Source organism: Streptomyces sp. AM6-12 (assembly GCF_044327085.1).
GTDB lineage: Bacteria > Actinomycetota > Actinomycetes > Streptomycetales > Streptomycetaceae > Streptomyces.
In genome coordinates this window covers 5907937-5924733 of the sequence record NZ_JBIQWN010000001.1, presented here as the reverse complement: position 1 = coordinate 5924733, position 16797 = coordinate 5907937, and the positions used below count along the sequence as shown (strand labels likewise).

Below are 16797 nucleotides of genomic sequence, written 5' to 3'. Positions count from 1 at the left end.
CGCGCCCCGTTCGCTCCGACCGTCAGCCGCGCAGCACGGCTCCGGTGCGCTCGCCCGCGAGGGCGACGGCCGCGTCACGGGCCGCCGACGCCTCGTCCACCGTCAGCGTCCGGTCGGGGGCGCGGAAGCGCAGCGCGTACGCCAGCGACTTGCGGCCCTCGCCCAGCTGCTCGGCGTTCTCGTAGACGTCGAACAGCCGGATGGACTCAAGCAGTTCACCGGCACCGGCGCGCAGCGCGGCCTCGACCTCGGCCGCCGGCACCGGCTTGTCGACCACGAGGGCGACGTCCTGCGTGGCGACCGGGAAGGAGGAGATGGCCGGCGCCATGGGGATGCCGTCGCCGGCCTCCTCCAGGGCGTCCAGGTCCAGCTCCATCGCACAGGTGCGCTCGGGCAGGCCCAGCGCCTTGACGACGCGCGGGTGCAGCTCGCCCGCGTGGCCCACGACCCGCTCGGCGCCGTCCACGACGACCAGCAGCTCGGCGCAGCGGCCCGGGTGCCAGGGGCCGTACTGGCCCTTGCGTACGACGAGTTCGGCACCCACCTCACGGGCCACGGTACGCGCGGCCTCGATCGCGTCGGCCCAGTCGGCCGGGCGGCCCTTGCCCCACCAGCCGGCCTGCTCGCGGGCGCCCGCGAGGACGACCGCGGCGTGCCGCGGCTGCTCGGGCAGCGCCGCGTTCAGCCGGGCGATCTCCTCGTCGGTGGGACGGCGGTCCACCGGCAGGTGCCCGGCGACAGCGCGCTCGGCCCGCGGGTGGAAGACCAGCCCGGTCTCGAACAGGGCCAGGTCGTGCGCGCCGCGGCCGGTGTTGCGCCGCAGCGCGCCCAGCAGGCCCGGCAGCAGCGTCGTACGGAGCGCGGGCTCCTCGTCGCTGAGCGGGTTGAGCAGCTTCACCACACGGCGGGCCGGGTCGTCCGCGTCCAGGCCGAGCTGGTCGAAGACCTGCTCGCCGAGGAAGGGGTAGTTCAGCGCCTCGACGTAACCGGCGCCGGCCAGCGCGCGGCCGATGCGGCGGTGCAGCCGCTGGCGGCCGGTCAGGCCGTGGCCCGCCCGCGGCCGGGGCAGCCGGGACGGCAGGCCCTCGTAGCCCTCGAGGCGGATGACCTCTTCGGCGAGGTCGTTCGGGTCGGTCAGGTCGGGCCGCCAGGACGGGACGGTGACGATCAGCTCGTCCTGCCCGTAGACGTCGCAGCCGACCTCCTGGAGGCGGCGTACGACGGTCTCGCGGCCGTAGGTGACACCCGCGACCTTGTCCGGGTGGTCCGCCGGGATGGTGATGGTGTGCGGCGCGGAGGGCGCGATGACCTCGGTGACGCCGGCCTCGGCGGTGCCGCCCGCGAGCAGCACCAGCAGGTCCACGGTGCGCTGCGCGGCGGCCGCAGCGGCGGCCGGGTCCACCCCGCGCTCGAAGCGGCGGGAGGCCTCGGACAGCAGCTTGTGGCGGCGGGCCGTGCGCGCGATCGAGACCGCGTGGAAGTGGGCCGCCTCGATGACGACATCGGTGGTCGCGTGCTCCGGGTCCTCGCCGTGGTCGGCGATCTCGGTGTTGGCGCCGCCCATCACACCGGCCAGGCCGATCGGGCCGCGGTCGTCGGTGATGACCAGGTCCTCGGCGTGCAGCGCCCGCTCGACGCCGTCCAGGGTGACGAGCTTCTCGCCCTCCCGGGCGCGGCGCACGCCGATGGTGCCCTGGACCGAGGCGCGGTCGTAGGCGTGCAGCGGCTGGCCCAGCTCCATCATCACGTAGTTGGTGATGTCGACGGCCAGCGAGATCGGGCGCATGCCGACCTTCTGGAGCCGGCGCTGGAGCCAGATCGGGGAGCGGGCCTCGGGGCGCAGGCCGCTGACGGTGCGCGCGGTGAAGCGGTCGCAGCCGAACGGGTCGGAGACCTGGACCGGGTAGCCGTACGCGTTCGGCGCGGGCACGTCGATCAGGGCGGGGTCGCGCAGCGGCAGGCCGTAGGCGATGGCGGTCTCGCGGGCGACGCCGCGGATGGACAGGCAGTCGCCGCGGTTGGCGGTGACGGCGATGTCCAGGACCTCGTCCACCAGCTCCAGGAGCTCGATGGCGTCCTTGCCGACCTCGGTCTCCGGCGGCAGCACGATGATGCCGTGGGTGGTGTCCTCGCCCATGCCCAGCTCGTCGCTGGAGCAGATCATGCCGTGCGAGACCTTGCCGTAGGTCTTGCGGGCGGCGATGGAGAAGCCGCCGGGCAGGGTGGCGCCGGGCAGCACCACGACGACCTTGTCGCCGACCGCGAAGTTGCGGGCGCCGCAGACGATCTCCTGGGGCTCACCGGTGCCGTTGGCCTGGCCGACGTCGACCGTGCAGAAGCGGATCGGCTTCTTGAAGCCCTCCAGCTCCTCGATGGTCAGCACCTGGCCGACGACCAGGGGGCCCTTGAGGTCGGCGCCGAGCTGTTCGACGGTCTCGACCTCCAGACCGGCCGAAATGAGCTTGGCCTGGACGTCACGGCCGGTCTCGGTGGCCGGCAGGTCGACGTACTCCCGCAGCCAAGAAAGCGGGACCCGCATCAGATCTCCATCCCGAAGGGCCGGGTGAACCGGACGTCACCCTCGACCATGTCTCGCATGTCTTCGACGTTGTGGCGGAACATCAGCATCCGCTCGATGCCGAACCCGAAGGCGAAGCCGCTGTACTTCTCCGGGTCGACGCCGCAGGCGGTGAGCACCCGCGGGTTGACCATGCCGCAGCCGCCCAGCTCGATCCAGCCCTCGCTGGAGCAGGTGCGGCAGGGGCGGTCGGGGTTGCCGACGGACTCGCCCTTGCACACGTAGCAGAGCATGTCCATCTCGGCGCTCGGCTCGGTGAAGGGGAAGAAGTTCGGGCGCAGCCGGGTCTTCATGCCCGCGCCGAACAGCGACTGGACCATGTGGTCCAGGGTGCCCTTGAGGTCGGCCATGGTCAGGCCCTCGTCCACGGCGAGCAGCTCGACCTGGTGGAAGACCGGCGTGTGCGTGGCGTCCAGCTCGTCGGTGCGGTAGACGCGGCCGGGGCAGATCACGTAGACCGGCAGGTCGCGGTCGAGTAGCGAGCGGATCTGCACGGGCGAGGTGTGGGTGCGCAGGACCACACCCGAATCGGCGCTGCCGTCCGGGCCCTCGACGAAGAACGTGTCGGCCTCGCCGCGGGCCGGGTGGTCCGGGCCGATGTTCAGGGCGTCGAAGTTGAACCACTCGGCCTCGACCTGGGGGCCTTCGGCGACCTCGTAGCCCATGGCCACGAAGATGTCCTCGATGCGCTCCGACAGCGTGGTCAGCGGGTGGCGGGCACCGGCCGGGACGCGGTCGTACGGCAGCGTGACGTCGACGTCCTCCTCGACCAGCACCCGCGCGTCGCGCTCGGCCTCCAGCTCGCTCTGCCGGGCGGCGAGGGCCTTGTTGACGGCGCCGCGGGCCATGCCGACGCGCTTGCCGGCCTCGGCCTTGGCGTGCGGGGGCAGGGCGCCGATCTCGCGGTTGGCGAGGGACAGTGGGGACGCCGGACCGGTGTGGGCGACCTTGGCCTCGTGCAGCGCGTCGAGGGAGTCCGCGGCGGCGAAGGCGGCGAGCGCCTCGTCCCGCATGCGCTCGATCTCTTCCGGTTTCAACGCCTCGACCTCGACAGGGTCGTACGACTTATTGGGTGCCGACATCTCTTCCCGTGCTTCCGATTGGCTGGCGGATGGTCCCCGTCACCGACTCGCGAGGGCCGCGTGAAGGACACAACGGTGCCAAAGGCCGAGTCTAACGGGGTGGCGGGGGGCGAAGGGCCCGTGGGCCGCTAGGCGAGATACGCCGGCGCGCTCACGGGCAACGTAAATCGGAACTCGGCGCCGCCGCCGCGGGCGCGGCCGACCGTGATCGTACCGCCGTGGGCCTCCACGATGCCCTTGACGATGTACAGCCCGAGCCCGGTGCCGCCGCGCTTGCTGCCCCGCCAGAAGCGGGTGAAGACGCGGTTCATGGACTCCTCCGGGATGCCGGGCCCCTCGTCGCTCACCGTGACCGATGTGCCGGCTTCCTCGCCCTCGCGGGGGGACGCCGTGGGCGTGATGTCGATGGTGACGGTTCCCGCGCCGTGCCGCACGGCATTTTCCAGCAGGTTGCTGAGCACCTGGTCGATCTTGTCGGGGTCGGCCCACAGATCGGGCAGCGGCTGCTCGATGCGCAGCAGGAAGCGCCCGGCGCTCTGCCCGGCGGCGACGTACGCCTGGATGTGGCGGGAGACGGCGGCCCCTATGTCGACGGGCTGCCTGCGCACCTCCAGGCGCCCGGAGTCGATCCGGGAGATGTCCAGCAGCTCGGCGATGAGCCGGGTGACCCGGTCGGCGTCCGCGTCGACGGTCTCCAGCATCAGCCGCTTCTGGTCGTCGGTGAACCGCGCCCACTTGGCGAGCAGCGTCGCGGTGAACCCTTTGACGGAGGTCAGCGGGGAGCGCAGCTCGTGGGCGACGGTGGCGATCAGCTCGGCGTGGCTGCGCTCGGTGCGGCGGCGGGCCTCGGTGTCCCGCAGGGAGACGATCAGACGGTGCAGGGGGCCGAGGGGCGCGGTGCGGACGTAGCGGGCGGTGACGAGCACCTCGCGGCCGCCGGGCAGCAGCAGATTGCGCTCGGGCTGCCGGGTCCTGGTGGCCAGGCCCCCGTAGGGGTCGGTGAGCTGCCACCAGCGGCGCCCCTCCAGGTCCTCTAACGGCAGCGCCTTCTCCAGCGGCTGCCCGAGGGCCTCGGCAGCGGGTACGGCGGTGATGCGCTCCGCCGCCGCGTTGAACCCGACGACGCGGCCCCGCTCGTCGGCGACCACCAGTCCGTCGGGGAGCTGGTCGGGATCGAGCCCGCCCGCACCGCCCCAGGACGCGGGGGCGCCGCGCGCGTCCCGCCCCTTCGGCCCGGTGCTCGTGCCGGCCACACTCATCCCCGTACCCCACCTCTCATACGGCGCACGGCCCCGAGCTGGCCACCCTACTAGCTCTGGGTGACGGAACGACACCCTCCGCGGGCGCGCTGGGCGCGGGCCGAGGCGTACAGGCAGACGGCGGCGGCCGTGGCCAGGTTCAGGCTCTCGGCCCTGCCGTGGATGGGCACGCGCACGACGGCGTCGGCTAGGGCGCGGGTCTCCTCCGGCAGCCCCCATGCCTCGTTGCCGAACACCCAGGCGGTGGGGCCGCCCATGGTGCCCTCGTCCAGCTCCTCGTCCAGGTCGTGGTCGCCGGCGCCGTCGGCGGCCAGGATGCGCACCCCGGCGCCCTTGAGCCGCTCGATGGCCTCCTCCACGGGGACGCCGACGGCGACCGGGAGGTGGAAAAGGGAGCCGACGGAGGCGCGTACGGCCTTGGGGTTGTACAGGTCCACGGAGGCGTCGGTGAGGACGACGGCCTCGGCGCCGGCGGCGTCGGCGCAGCGCAGCACGGTGCCCGCGTTGCCGGGGTCGCGGACGTGCGCGAGCACGGCGACCAGCTTGGGGCGGGCGGCGAGGATGTCCTCGAACGGGGTGTCCAGGAAGCGGCAGACGCCGACCAGCCCCTGCGGGGTGACGGTGGTCGAGATGTCGGCGATGACGTCCTCGGCGGCGAGGTGCACCCGGGCGCCGACGGCACGGGCCTCACCGACGATGTCGGCGTACCGCTCCGCGGCCTCGACCGTGGCGAACAGCTCGACGAGCCCGCCCCCCTGGTGCGCCGCCGCCTCCCGCACGGCCTGCGGCCCCTCCGCGAGGAACAGCCGCTCCTTCCCCCGGAAGTTCCGCTTGGCGAGCCGGCGTGCGGCGGCGACGCGTGCGGAACGGGGAGAGATCAGCTCGGGGCCGACGGGGACCATGCTCGTCTTCGCTTTCCGGAGAGTCTTGTTGGTGTCGCGCCCGAAGGGGCACGGGGCTGTGCTTGATCTGCGGCGGCGCCGCGTGGGCGCGAGCGACCACGACGCATCCGCGGCCGGACACGCACCGAGGGGCCTCAACAGCAGGACCCGCAAGCCATACAGCCTGCGGGTCCCGGTGTTATGTCGGCTGAAGCCAGCGCGGCGTCACGCGGCCTTCGGCGCGTTGACGTCCGACGGCAGCGCCTTCTGCGCGACCTCGACGAGCGCGGCGAACGCGTTCACGTCGTTGACGGCCAGCTCGGCCAGGATCTTGCGGTCGACCTCGACGTTGGCGGCCTTCAGACCCTGGATGAAGCGGTTGTAGGTCATGCCGTTGGCGCGGGCAGCGGCGTTGATGCGCTGGATCCACAGCTGACGGAAGTCGCCCTTGCGCTTCTTGCGGTCGTTGTAGTTGTAGACCAGCGAGTGGGTGACCTGCTCCTTGGCCTTGCGGTACAGGCGCGAACGCTGACCGCGGTAGCCGGAGGCCTGCTCCAGGATCGCCCGGCGCTTCTTGTGGGCGTTGACTGCCCGCTTGACGCGTGCCACTTTTTAACTCCTTGTAGCGGGGTCGTGGGTGTCCTCACACGACCCGGAAACGATTGGGTCCCGGTTCAGACGCGCGGCGCTCGGTGAGCGCCGGGGCGTCACTTGCCGAGAAGCTTCTTGATCTTCGCGGCGTCGCCCGGGGCCATCTCGGCGTTGCCGGTGAGGCGACGCGTCACGCGGGACGACTTGTGCTCGAGCAGGTGGCGCTTGCCGGCGCGCTCGCGGAGCACCTTGCCGGAGCCGGTGACCTTGAAGCGCTTGCTGGCACCGCTGTGCGACTTGTTCTTCGGCATAGCGCCGTTCTCTCCTCGTCGGTGGCGCTCCGGTGCCCGGTCACGAAAACCGGGCACGGTGGAGCGTCGCTCTTGTTTCGGTTACATCCTCGGGAGCCGTACGGCTCCCCGGAATCACGCCTCGGCGCGTTCCTCGGACGACGCCTCGGCCTCGGCCGGTACCTCGGACGATGCCTCGGCCGGGTTCTGCGACTTGCCGGGGTTCGCCTTCGCGTCGGCCTTGCGGGCCTCCTGCGCCTGACGGGCCTCGGCCATCGCCTCGGTCTTCTTCTTGTGCGGACCGAGGACCATGATCATGTTTCGGCCGTCCTGCTTCGGGTTCGACTCGACGAACCCGAGGTCCTGGACGTCCTCCGCGAGACGCTGGAGCAGTCGGTAGCCCAGCTCGGGCCGGGACTGCTCACGACCACGGAACATGATCGTGATCTTGACCTTGTCGCCCTGCTTGAGGAACCGGACGACGTGACCCTTCTTGGTGTCATAGTCGTGCGGGTCGATCTTCGGCCGGAGCTTCATCTCCTTGATGACCGTGTGCGCCTGGTTCTTGCGCGCCTCACGGGCCTTCATGGCCGACTCGTACTTGAACTTCCCGTAGTCCATGAGCTTGCACACGGGCGGACGGGCGGTCGCCGCCACCTCGACCAGGTCGAGGTCGTACTCCTGCGCAAGCTCCAGTGCCTTCGCGAGCGGCACGATGCCGACCTGCTCGCCACTGGGACCGACAAGTCGCACCTCGGGAACGCGAATCCGGTCGTTGATGCGGGGCTCGGCGCTGATGGATCCTCCTCGGTAGCACCACGCGACGGCCTGGCGGACTGCCGCGTAACGTCTGTGTTCGTCAGACCAACCGCGCCGAAGCACAAAAAATGCCCCGGACGATCACAGGCGGGGCTCCTGACTACCGGAACACCGCCGCGTGAACGCGGGGCGCGAATCGGGCGGCTCCATCGTCCGTACGGAACGATGGCGGCCGCCTGACCGGAGACCCGCCGTCCCGGAGGACGGAGCGGGTGGGAGATCGGAGCCTCCACTTGTGGGCCGAACTCACACATGGCGGATCCGGCCGGTCGCACACAAGACTAGCAGGGTGACCAGTCAAGGGCTAATCGGAGGCCGCCCGCCGAGGGCCGGTCGGGCGGCGTCACCGGGAGGGCGGCACGCCGCTTAGGGTGTGGGACATGAGTGAGACCCCTGCCGAGAACCCCGACTTCGACGCGCTGACCCGCGATATCGCCGAGGTCCCCGCCGTCGAGGTGATCGTGACGGTCGCCGTCAACCTGATGAGCGCCGCGGCCGTGAAGCTCGGGCTCAGCGAGGAGGGGGACAAGTACAAGGACCTCGACGAGGCCCGCAAGCTGATCACCGCCCTGGCCGGCCTGCTGGACGGCGGCGCGACCGAGATCAGCTCCTTCCACGCCGCCCCGCTGCGCGACGGCCTGAAGTCGCTCCAGCTGGCCTTCCGCGAGGCCTCGATCGTCCCGGACGAGCCGGGCCAGGGACCGGGCGAGAAGTACACCGGCCCCGTCTACGGCTAGGCACATAGGCCAGGCGCCCCTCGGCAGGGCGCTCGATTCATCCCCGCACGTACAAGGGCTCGCCCGGAGGCGTCGTCCCGGCCGGCAGCAGTGCCAGGTCGAGGCCGCGCACCAGGCGGGCCCTCAGTGCCTCGTCGGCGGCGAGCCGGCCCGCGATCGCCCGCGCGGTCTCGGCGGCCGGCGCGGACGGGTCGAGGACGAGGGCGAGGGTGCCGTCGGCCGGACCGGGGACGAGGTGGGCGCTCCGCACGGCGGGCTCCGCCGCCACCGCCGTGCGCACGGCCTCCGTCACGGCCGGATCGGTGAGCGGGTCGGTGCTGGTGCGGCCCTCGGCGAGGGCGAGCAGCGCGGGCCCGGTCAGCTCGAACGGCACCGGCCCGGCGAGGTCCAGCACCACCGTGTCGGCCTTCTCGTGCGCGGCGGCCTGGAGCGCCTGGTGCAGGGGCACGGCGACCGGGCGGGCCTCGGGGTCCCAGCGGGCGAGGGAGTCGGTGGAGGTGAACGCGGGCAGCGCGGTACGGCGGCCGGCCTTCAGGGTGGGTACGGCCATGTCGCTGGTCTTCTCGCGGCGCAGCCCGTTCTCGTCCTCCTCGACCTCGCCCAGTACGGCGACGACGGGCACCAGCAGCCGGGCGCCCTTCAGTGCCTGGAGGACCGGTCCGACGGCGGTGCGGTCCTCGGCCCACGCGGCGAGCGCGGCGCCGAGCCGGGGGTCGGCGGAGCCGTCGTCGTCGGAGTAGCCGGGGTCGGGGATGTTCTTGTTCGCCACGGTCACCGACCCTATCGGGGGAAACCACCCGGCGAAGCGGCGGGCCGGGGCTCGCCCCGGCAGGGTTGCCGGCAGCCGCGCCACGCGCTCACCCGGCCCGGCCGGCAGCCGCGCCAGAACCACCCCGGCCCGTCTCAGAAGGGCTGCCGGCGGCCGCGCCACAGGATCACGCCCGCCACCAGCAGCACTCCGCCGACGCTGCCCGCGAGGGGCGCCGCCCAGTCGGCGGCGGAGCCGGTGGCCTTGGGGGCGTCCGGTCCGGGGCCGAAGTACTGTCGGGGGTACGACGCCGGGCTGAGCTTCCGCGGTCTGAGCCGGTCGGCCGCGGCGAGGGCGGCCACCGGGTCGATGGTGCCGTAGCCGCGGGAGTCGTCGCGGCCCCCGGCCGGCGGGTCGTCGGCGGTGTCCTCCAGGAGCGTCTTGATCTGGGCCGGGCTCAGCCCCGGATGGGCCGACTTGATCAGGGCGGCCACGCCCGAGACGTAGGCCGAGGCGGCGGAGGTGCCCCAGCCCTCGTAGTACTTGTGGTCGGGGTCGGCGATGACGACGTCGACGCCGGGCGCGCTGACGGCGGCGTACCAGCGGCGGGTGGAGAAGGCGGCGCGGGTGCCGTAGCGGTCCACGGCGGTGGCCACGATGACGCCGGGGTAGGCGGCCGGGTAGGAGACGTGATCGCCCTTGTCGCCGCCGTTGCCCGCGGAGGCGACGACGACCACGCCCTTCTTCAGGGCGTACTGCACGGCCTCGTCCTCACCGGGTTCGGGGTGGGCGGAGGCGGAGTCGTCGCCGAGGGAGAGGTTGATGACGTCGGCGCCGTGGTCGGCGGCCCAGCGGATGCCATCGGCGAGGGCGGTGCCGCGGGTGGTGCGGGCCCTGGCGCGGGCGGGGTCGCTGTCCTCAAGGATCACCCGTACGGGAAGGATCTTCGCGTCGGGGGCGACGCCCATGACGCCGTCGGAGTCGCCGGGGCCGTGGCCGTGTCCGGCGATGATGCCGGCCATGGCGGTGCCGTGCCGGCCCCAGGTGCGGTCGCCGGGCCGGGCACCGAAGCCGATCATGTCCTTGGCGGGCAGCACATTGCCGACCAGGTCGGGGTGGTCCTCCTGGACGCCGGTGTCGAGGACGGCGACGGTGACGCCCTGGCCCCTGGTGGTCTGCCATGCCTCGTCGAGGCGGAGGGCGGACAGGCCCCACTGCTGGGCGCGGATGCCGTCGGCGTGGGCGGCGGCGGTGGGCAGCAGGGTGAGGGCACCGGCGAGCAGGGCGCTCACCGCGGCCCCGGAGGCACGCTTCATGAGGGACTCTTCGTGGCGTTCGGCGCGTTCGGGGTGTCCGGGGTGTCCGGGGCGTTCGTCGCGGCGGATCCGACGGCCTGGCGCAGCCGCCGTGTTATCTGTCCGGACAGTCCCAGTGCCTCATTGCCGAGGCCGGACTGGGCCTGCGCGGTGGTGGCTCCGGCCTGTACCGCGTCGGCGGCGGGCTGGGGGGTGTCCACGCCCCGGCCGTCCGCCCAGCCGGAGACGGCGTACACGACCACGGGGGCGTCGGTGCGCACGGAGATGGTCCAGGTGGCGCGCTGGTCGTCGCCGAAGCCGGCCGCGGGGGTGTCCCCCGCGGCATACGGACGGGGCATCAGGTCGGTGCGTCCGGCGAGGTGCTGGGTGCGGAAGCGGGTGGCGAGCGCGGCCATTTGGGCGGGGTCGGCCTTGGTGAACAGCAGGCCGACGGTGGTGACATAGCTCTGGGTGGCGTCCGTGTAGGTGGCGCGCAGCAGCCGTCGGCAGCCGGTGCCGGCGAGGACCTGCCACAGCAGCGGGTCGAACGCGTCGGCGCAGCCGCTGTCCGGGGCGACGGCGACCCGTGTCCAGGTCCGGTCCGCCCCTCCGGGCCCCTCCCCCGCGCCCTTCACGACGGGCGGGAACAGCGAGTCGACGGGCACGCTGTGCCACGCGGGCGCGGCCGCGGCGAACCCGCGCGCGGCGCTGTCCTCGTGCTCCCCGGTGAGCCAACTCCCGGCCACGGCACCGCCGATGAGCCCGATCCCCAGCACAAGGCAGACCCCGGCGGCGACGGCCCGCCCCCGTCTGCGCGTCCGGAACAGGTCGGGTTCCCCGAACGTGACACGGGGCCGCGCGGCACCCGGCCGGGAGTGGACCGGGCCGAACGCGGGCGGGGCGGGCGGCTGGTGCTGCCACCGGGTGGCGGGCCGCGTCGCCTGCGAGGGCGCGCTCGCCGGAGGGCGCGCGGAAGCGCCGGGGACCGGATGTCCCGGCCGGCGGTCCGACGGTGCGGAACCGTCCGCTCCGGCGGCACCGCCGGAGCCGGTGCCGCTACCCCGCGTCCCCGCACTCCCCCCGTCGGCGGACCCGGCGCCGCCCCCGGTCGTCTCCTCGGTGTGCGCGAGGCGTGGTGTGCCCGTGCCCGTGCGCGCCGTGCGGGGCGGGGCGTCGGGGAAGCGGGCCGACGCGGGGGGCGGCGGGGGGCTCACCGGGCCGGTGGCCTCGGGGACGGGAACGCGCCGGGGCGTCCCGCTCGCCGGGCCCGTGCCACCGCCCGGCGCGCGCCGGGTGAAGACGGACGGCTCGTCGCCGGGGTCCTCCCCCGCAGGCATGTCCGCGCGCGCGGCGGCGGCCCGCGTCCCCTCGGCGCGTCCCGCGCCGGGGCCGGAGGAGTGCGAAGGGCTTGGCGGTACGGAGGAGTGGCGTGCTTCCGTGGTCATGCGTTCCCCGTTTCCTCGCGACCCGGGCCGTCTCCTCGTACCCGTGCGACCGGGCCCGCATCCCAGGGCGGGTCCGCCGTACGTGCGCGTCACTCTACGGGTTGCCGGGGGCCGGGGCGGAACCGGTACGGCAGGCCGGGGCACTTGCCCGGAACGTCCCTCTACCCTGCGGTAATCCGTTCTGGCAGGCTTCCGGCATGACTGCGCGTGCCGCCGACCGGGCCCGGTACGACCGGGCCACCGCCCATCTCGAAGCGCCGCTGGCGCTCGTGGACCTGGATGCCTTCGACGCCAACGCGGCCGATCTGGTCCGCCGCTCCGGCGGCAAGCCGGTACGGGTCGCGAGCAAGTCCCTGCGCTGCCGTGCCCTGCTGGAGCGGGTGCTGGCCATGGACGGCTTCCAGGGCGTCATGTCGTTCACCCTCGCCGAGTCGCTGTGGCTGGCGCGTTCGGGCTTCGACGACATCCTGCTCGCCTATCCCTCCGCCGACCGCTCCGGGTTCGCCGAACTCACCGCGGATCCCAAGCTCGCCGCCGCCGTCACCGTGATGGTGGACGACCCCGCGCAGCTCGACCTCATCGACGCCGCCCGCGACGGCGGACGTGAAGTGGTGCGCGTCTGTCTGGAGTTGGACACCTCGCTGCGGCTGTTCGGCGGTCTCGTGCGGGTCGGCGCCCGCCGCTCCCCGCTGCACTCCCCCGACCAACTCGCCGAGACAGCACGGGTGGTGACCGGACGTCCCGGCTTCCGGCTGGTCGGGCTCATGGCGTACGAGGGCCATATCGCGGGCGTCGGTGACGCCGTCGCCGGGCGGCCGCTGCGCTCGCGGGCGATCCGGCTGATGCAGTCCGCCGCGCGCCGGGAGCTGGCCGAGCGGCGCGCGGCGGCCGTGCGCGCGGTGCGGGCCGTCGCGCCGGGCCTGGAGTTCGTCAACGGGGGCGGTACCGGCAGTGTGCAGCACACCGCGGCCGAGTCCGCGGTCACCGAGATCGCGGCCGGCTCCGGGCTGTACGTGCCGCGTCTTTTCGACAACTACACGTCGTTCAGCGGCCGCCCGGCTGCCCTCTTCGCGCTGCCGGTGGTACGGCGGCCGGGTGTGGGCGTCGTCACCGTGCTCGGCGGCGGCTATCCGGCCTCCGGCGCGGCGGGCCCCGACCGCTCGCCGGTGCCGTACCTGCCGGAGGGGCTGAGGTACGACCCGCAGGAGGGCGCCGGCGAGGTGCAGACCCCGCTGCTCGGCTCGCCCGCCGACGATCTGCTGATCGGCGACCGGGTGTGGTTCCGGCACGCCAAGGCGGGCGAGCTGTGCGAACGGTTCGCGTCGCTGCACCTCGTCGAGGGCGACGAGGTGACGGCGACCGTGCCCACGTACCGGGGTGAGGGGCACACCTTCCTCTGAGCCTACGCGGAGGCGGGCCTACAGGGGCGTGACGTACGCGCCCGCGATGCCCCCGTCCACCAGGAAGTCGGTGGCGTTGACGAAGGAGGAGTCGTCGCTGGCCAGGAAGGCGACCGCGGCGGCGATCTCCTCGGCCTCGGCGAACCGGCCCACCGGGATGTGCACGAGCCGGCGGGCGGCCCGCTCCGGGTCCTTGGCGAACAGCTCCTGGAGCAGCGGGGTGTTGACGGGTCCGGGGCACAGCGCGTTGACCCGGATGCCCTCCCGCGCGAACTGCACGCCCAGTTCCCGGGACATGGCGAGGACGCCGCCCTTGGAGGCCGTGTACGAGATCTGGGAGGTGGCGGCGCCCATCCGGGCCACGAAGGACGCGGTGTTGATGATGGAGCCCTTGCCCTGGCGCCGCATGTAGGGGATCGCGGCCTTGCAGCACAGGTACACGGAGGTGAGGTTGACCTCCTGGACGCGCTTCCACGCCTCCAGGCCGGTCTCCAGGATGGAGTCGTCGTCGGGCGGCGAGATGCCCGCGTTGTTGAAGGCGATGTCGACGCTGCCGTAGGTGTCGTACGCCGTCCGGAACAGCGCCTCGACCTGCTCGGGGTCGGTGACGTCGACCTTCACGAAGAGTCCGCCCACCTCGTCGGCGGCGGCCTTGCCGCGGATCTCGTCCACGTCCGCGCAGACGACGTGGGCGCCCTCGGCGGCGAGGCGGCGGGCGGTGGCGAGGCCGATGCCGCTGCCGGCTCCGGTCACGACGGCGGTACGGCCGACCAGGCGGCGGCAAACACTGTTGTCGGTCACTGTGCGGGGCCCTCCGTGCTGATGAAGACGTTCTTGGTTTCGGTGAAGGCGGTCAGGGCGTCGGGGCCCAGTTCCCGGCCGAGACCGGACTGCTTGTAGCCGCCGAACGGGGTCCAGTAGCGGACGCTGGAGTGGGAGTTGACGGACAGGTTGCCCGCGCGTACGCCCTCGCTGACGCGCAGGGCGCGGCCGAGGTCGCGGGTCCAGACGGACCCGGACAGCCCGTAGGGGGTGTCGTTGGCCAGGCGGACCGCGTCCCGTTCGTCGGAGAAGGGGAGCAGGACGGCGACGGGTCCGAAGATCTCCTCGCGGGCGGCCGGGCTGTCGTGCCGCTCCCCCGTGAGGACGGTCGGCGGGAACCAGAAGCCGGGCCCGTCGGGGGCGCTGCCGCGCAGGGCGGGGGCGCCCGCGGGGACGTACGACCGTACGCGTTCGCGCTGCGCCGCCGAGATCAGCGGGCCCATCTGCGTCTTCTCGTCGGCCGGGTCGCCCACGACGACGGCGGCCAGCGCGTCGGCGAGGAAGTCGCGGGCCTCGTCGAGGACGGCTTCCTGGACGAGGATCCGGGTGCGGGCGCAGCAGTCCTGCCCGGAGTTGTCCAGGAAGGAGAACGGGTCGAGGGCGGACCTCAGGTCGGCGTCGGCGAAGACGATGTTGGGGCTCTTGCCGCCGAGTTCCAGGGTGACCGGTTTGACCAGCCGGGCGCAGCGCTCCATGATCTCGCGGCCGGTACGGGTGGACCCGGTGAACACGATCTTGGCGATGTCGGGGTGGTCCACCAGGGCGCGTCCTGCGGTGTGGCCGTGGCCCGGCAGCACCTGGAAGAGGTGCTCGGGCAGGCCCGCGGACAGGGCGAGTTCGGCCAGGCGCAGGGCGGTGAGCGGGGTGGTCTCGGCGGGTTTGAGGACGACGGCGTTGCCCGCGGCGAGCGCCGGGAAGGAGCCCCAGGCGGCGATCGGCAGGGGGAAGTTCCAGGGGGCGATCACCCCGACCACGCCCAGGGGTTCGGGGAAGGTGATGTTCCAGCCGCCGGGTACCGGGATCTGCTTGCCCAGGAGGCGTTCGACCCCGCCGGCCGCGTACTCCAGCAGGTCGCGGGCGTTGCCGGCCTCCCAGCGGGCGTTGCCGAGGGTGTGCCCGGCCTCGCGGACCTCCAGGCGGGCGAGTTCCTCCAGGTGTGCGTCGACGGTGTCGGCGAAGCGGCGCAGCAGCCGGGCCCGGTCGGCGGGCGCGAGCGCGGCCCACCGGCTCTGGGCGCGGACGGCCCGTACGACGGCGGCGTCGATGTCCTCGGCGGTGGCGGCGGGGACGGTGGCGAGGACCTCTTCCGTAGCGGGGTTGAGGATCTTCAGCTCGTCGGGGTCGGACACGGATCGGCCTTTCACGGGCGGGCGAAGGGGCGGGTGAGCGGACGGCTGGGTGGGCGGCTGGGCGGACCGGACGCGGGCGTGCTCACAGGCGTTCGAAGGAGCGGCGCAGCTCCCAGTCGGTGACCGCGGCGTCGAAGGCCGCCAGCTCGACGCGGGCCATGTTGCGGTAGTGGTCCACGACCTCGGCGCCGAAGGCGGCCTTGGCGATGGGGCTGTTCTCCCACAGCTCGGCGGCCTCGCGCAGGCTGGTGGGCACGTGCGCGAAACCCGCGGTGTAGGCGTTGCCGGGGCAGGGCTCGGGGAGTTCGAGCTGGTTCTCGATGCCGTACAGGCCGGCGGCGACCAGTCCGGCGACGGCGAGGTAGGGGTTCACATCGCCGCCCGGCAGGCGGTTCTCGAAGCGTGTGGAGCGGCCGTGGCCGACCACGCGCAGGGCGCAGGTGCGGTTGTCGTGGCCCCAGGCGACGGCGGTGGGGGCGAAGGAGCCGGGCTGGAACCGCTTGTAGGAGTTGATGTTCGGCGCGTACAGGAGCGAGAAGTCGCGCAGCGCGGCGAGCTGTCCGGCGAGGAAGTGCCGCATCACCGGGGACATCCCGTCGGGCCCGGCCATGACGTTGGTGCCGTCGGCGTCGGTGAGCGAGAGATGGATGTGGCAGGAGTTGCCCTCGCGCTCGTTGTACTTGGCCATGAAGGTGATCGAGACGCCCTCCTGGGCGGCGATCTCCTTGGCGCCGGTCTTGTACAGGGCGTGCTGGTCGCAGGTGGTGAGCGCCTCGTCGTAGCGGAAGACGATCTCGTGCTGGCCGGGATTGCACTCGCCCTTGGCGGACTCGACGGTGAGCCCGGCACCGGCCATGTCGTTGCGCAGCCGGCGCAGCAGGGGCTCGATGCGGCCGGTGCCGAGGATGGAGTAGTCGATGTTGTACTGGTTGGCCGGGGTCAGCCCCCGGTACCCCGCGTCCCACGCCTGCTCGTAGCTGTCCTTGAAGACGATGAACTCCAGCTCGGTGCCGACCTGGGCGGTGTAGCCGAGTTCCGCGAGCCGGTCGAGCTGGCGGCGCAGGATCTGCCGGGGGGCGGCGACGACCGGGGCGCCGTCGTTCCAGGCGAGGTCGGCGACGAGCAGGGCGGTGCCGGGGTGCCAGGGGATGCGGCGCAGGGTGGCGGTGTCGGGGCGCATGGCGAAGTCGCCGTAGCCGCGCTCCCAGGAGGACATCGCGTAGCCGTCGACGGTGTTCATCTCGGGGTCGACGGCGAGCAGGTAGTTGCAGCCCTCGGTGCCGTGTTCCAGGACCTCGTCGAGGAAGAAGCGGGCGGCGAACCGCTTGCCCTGGAGGCGCCCTTGCATATCGGGGAACGCCAGGACGACAGTGTCGATCTCACCGCTTTCCACGAGGGCACGGAGTTCGTCGACGGGGAGCGGGGCTGTGCGGTCTGCCACGGAAAAGCCTCCTTGGGCGCCTTCGCGCTTCTTCGGCCGGGCCGGGAGCCATAAGGTATT

Annotated in this window: 15 protein-coding genes; 2 read left to right on the top strand and 13 right to left on the bottom strand. The window is 73.0% G+C overall.

Annotated features, from left to right (window positions below; all coding sequences use genetic code 11):
- Positions 1 to 22 precede the first annotated feature (22 nt).
- The 7 genes from pheT to infC all read right to left on the bottom strand — a co-directional run bounded on the left by pheT (position 23) and on the right by infC (position 7479).
- Positions 23 to 2539 (bottom strand): phenylalanine--tRNA ligase subunit beta, encoded by a 2517-nt coding sequence (gene pheT, locus ACE4Q9_RS26955; protein WP_397986818.1) that lies wholly within the window; start codon positions 2537 to 2539, stop codon positions 23 to 25.
- A complete protein-coding gene (pheS, locus tag ACE4Q9_RS26950) occupies positions 2539 to 3660 on the bottom strand; it encodes a phenylalanine--tRNA ligase subunit alpha (protein WP_397986817.1) in 1122 nt (373 codons plus the stop codon). Before pheS ends, pheT begins: the two co-directional genes overlap by 1 nt.
- A 128-nt stretch (positions 3661 to 3788) precedes the next feature.
- A complete protein-coding gene (locus ACE4Q9_RS26945; RefSeq protein WP_397986816.1) occupies positions 3789 to 4919 on the bottom strand; it encodes an ATP-binding protein in 1131 nt (376 codons plus the stop codon).
- A gap of 50 nt (positions 4920 to 4969) precedes the next feature.
- Positions 4970 to 5821, bottom strand: coding sequence for a TrmH family RNA methyltransferase (locus ACE4Q9_RS26940; RefSeq protein WP_397986815.1), 852 nt, complete (start codon positions 5819 to 5821; stop codon positions 4970 to 4972).
- Positions 5822 to 6025: 204 nt separating this feature from the next.
- On the bottom strand, positions 6026 to 6409 hold the full coding sequence (gene rplT / locus ACE4Q9_RS26935) for a 50S ribosomal protein L20 (RefSeq protein WP_037651207.1): 384 nt from the start codon (positions 6407 to 6409) through the stop codon (positions 6026 to 6028).
- A gap of 98 nt (positions 6410 to 6507) precedes the next feature.
- A complete protein-coding gene (rpmI, locus tag ACE4Q9_RS26930; protein WP_004933563.1) occupies positions 6508 to 6702 on the bottom strand; it encodes a 50S ribosomal protein L35 in 195 nt (64 codons plus the stop codon).
- A 114-nt stretch (positions 6703 to 6816) separates the two neighbouring features.
- The gene (gene infC / locus ACE4Q9_RS26925) at positions 6817 to 7479 is read right to left on the bottom strand and encodes a translation initiation factor IF-3 (RefSeq protein WP_397987339.1); all 663 of its coding nucleotides are present in this window, start codon (positions 7477 to 7479) and stop codon (positions 6817 to 6819) included.
- A 401-nt stretch (positions 7480 to 7880) separates the two neighbouring features.
- On the opposite strand from infC, the gene ACE4Q9_RS26920 reads away from it, so the two are divergent.
- Entirely contained in the window at positions 7881 to 8237 is a 357-nt protein-coding gene (locus tag ACE4Q9_RS26920; protein WP_397986814.1) for a DUF1844 domain-containing protein, read from the top strand.
- Positions 8238 to 8274: 37 nt separating this feature from the next.
- Here ACE4Q9_RS26920 and ACE4Q9_RS26915 read toward each other — a convergent pair whose 3' ends face one another.
- From ACE4Q9_RS26915 to ACE4Q9_RS26905, 3 genes are all read right to left on the bottom strand, one after another.
- Positions 8275 to 9006 (bottom strand): SseB family protein, encoded by a 732-nt coding sequence (locus ACE4Q9_RS26915; RefSeq protein WP_397986813.1) that lies wholly within the window; start codon positions 9004 to 9006, stop codon positions 8275 to 8277.
- 134 nt (positions 9007 to 9140) lie between these two features.
- Positions 9141 to 10301 carry a type VII secretion-associated serine protease mycosin gene (mycP, locus tag ACE4Q9_RS26910; RefSeq protein ID WP_397986812.1) on the bottom strand — a complete coding sequence of 387 codons (1161 nt, stop codon included), beginning with the start codon at positions 10299 to 10301 and terminating at the stop codon, positions 9141 to 9143.
- A complete protein-coding gene (locus ACE4Q9_RS26905) occupies positions 10298 to 11725 on the bottom strand; it encodes a hypothetical protein (RefSeq protein WP_397986811.1) in 1428 nt (475 codons plus the stop codon). The genes mycP and ACE4Q9_RS26905 overlap by 4 nt, the downstream gene beginning before the upstream one ends.
- Before the next feature lie 197 nt (positions 11726 to 11922).
- On the opposite strand from ACE4Q9_RS26905, the gene ACE4Q9_RS26900 reads away from it, so the two are divergent.
- Positions 11923 to 13125 carry an amino acid deaminase/aldolase gene (locus tag ACE4Q9_RS26900; RefSeq protein WP_397986810.1) on the top strand — a complete coding sequence of 401 codons (1203 nt, stop codon included), beginning with the start codon at positions 11923 to 11925 and terminating at the stop codon, positions 13123 to 13125.
- Positions 13126 to 13143: 18 nt separating this feature from the next.
- Here ACE4Q9_RS26900 and ACE4Q9_RS26895 read toward each other — a convergent pair whose 3' ends face one another.
- The 3 genes from ACE4Q9_RS26895 to ACE4Q9_RS26885 form a co-directional block, all read right to left on the bottom strand.
- Entirely contained in the window at positions 13144 to 13926 is a 783-nt protein-coding gene (locus ACE4Q9_RS26895) for a 3-oxoacyl-ACP reductase (RefSeq protein ID WP_397986809.1), read from the bottom strand.
- Positions 13923 to 15296: an aldehyde dehydrogenase family protein gene (locus ACE4Q9_RS26890; protein WP_397986808.1), complete on the bottom strand. Its 1374-nt coding sequence runs from the start codon at positions 15294 to 15296 to the stop codon at positions 13923 to 13925. The genes ACE4Q9_RS26895 and ACE4Q9_RS26890 overlap by 4 nt, the downstream gene beginning before the upstream one ends.
- An 82-nt stretch (positions 15297 to 15378) precedes the next feature.
- Positions 15379 to 16737: a glutamine synthetase family protein gene (locus ACE4Q9_RS26885; protein WP_397986807.1), complete on the bottom strand. Its 1359-nt coding sequence runs from the start codon at positions 16735 to 16737 to the stop codon at positions 15379 to 15381.
- Between the last annotated feature and the right edge of the window lie 60 nt (positions 16738 to 16797).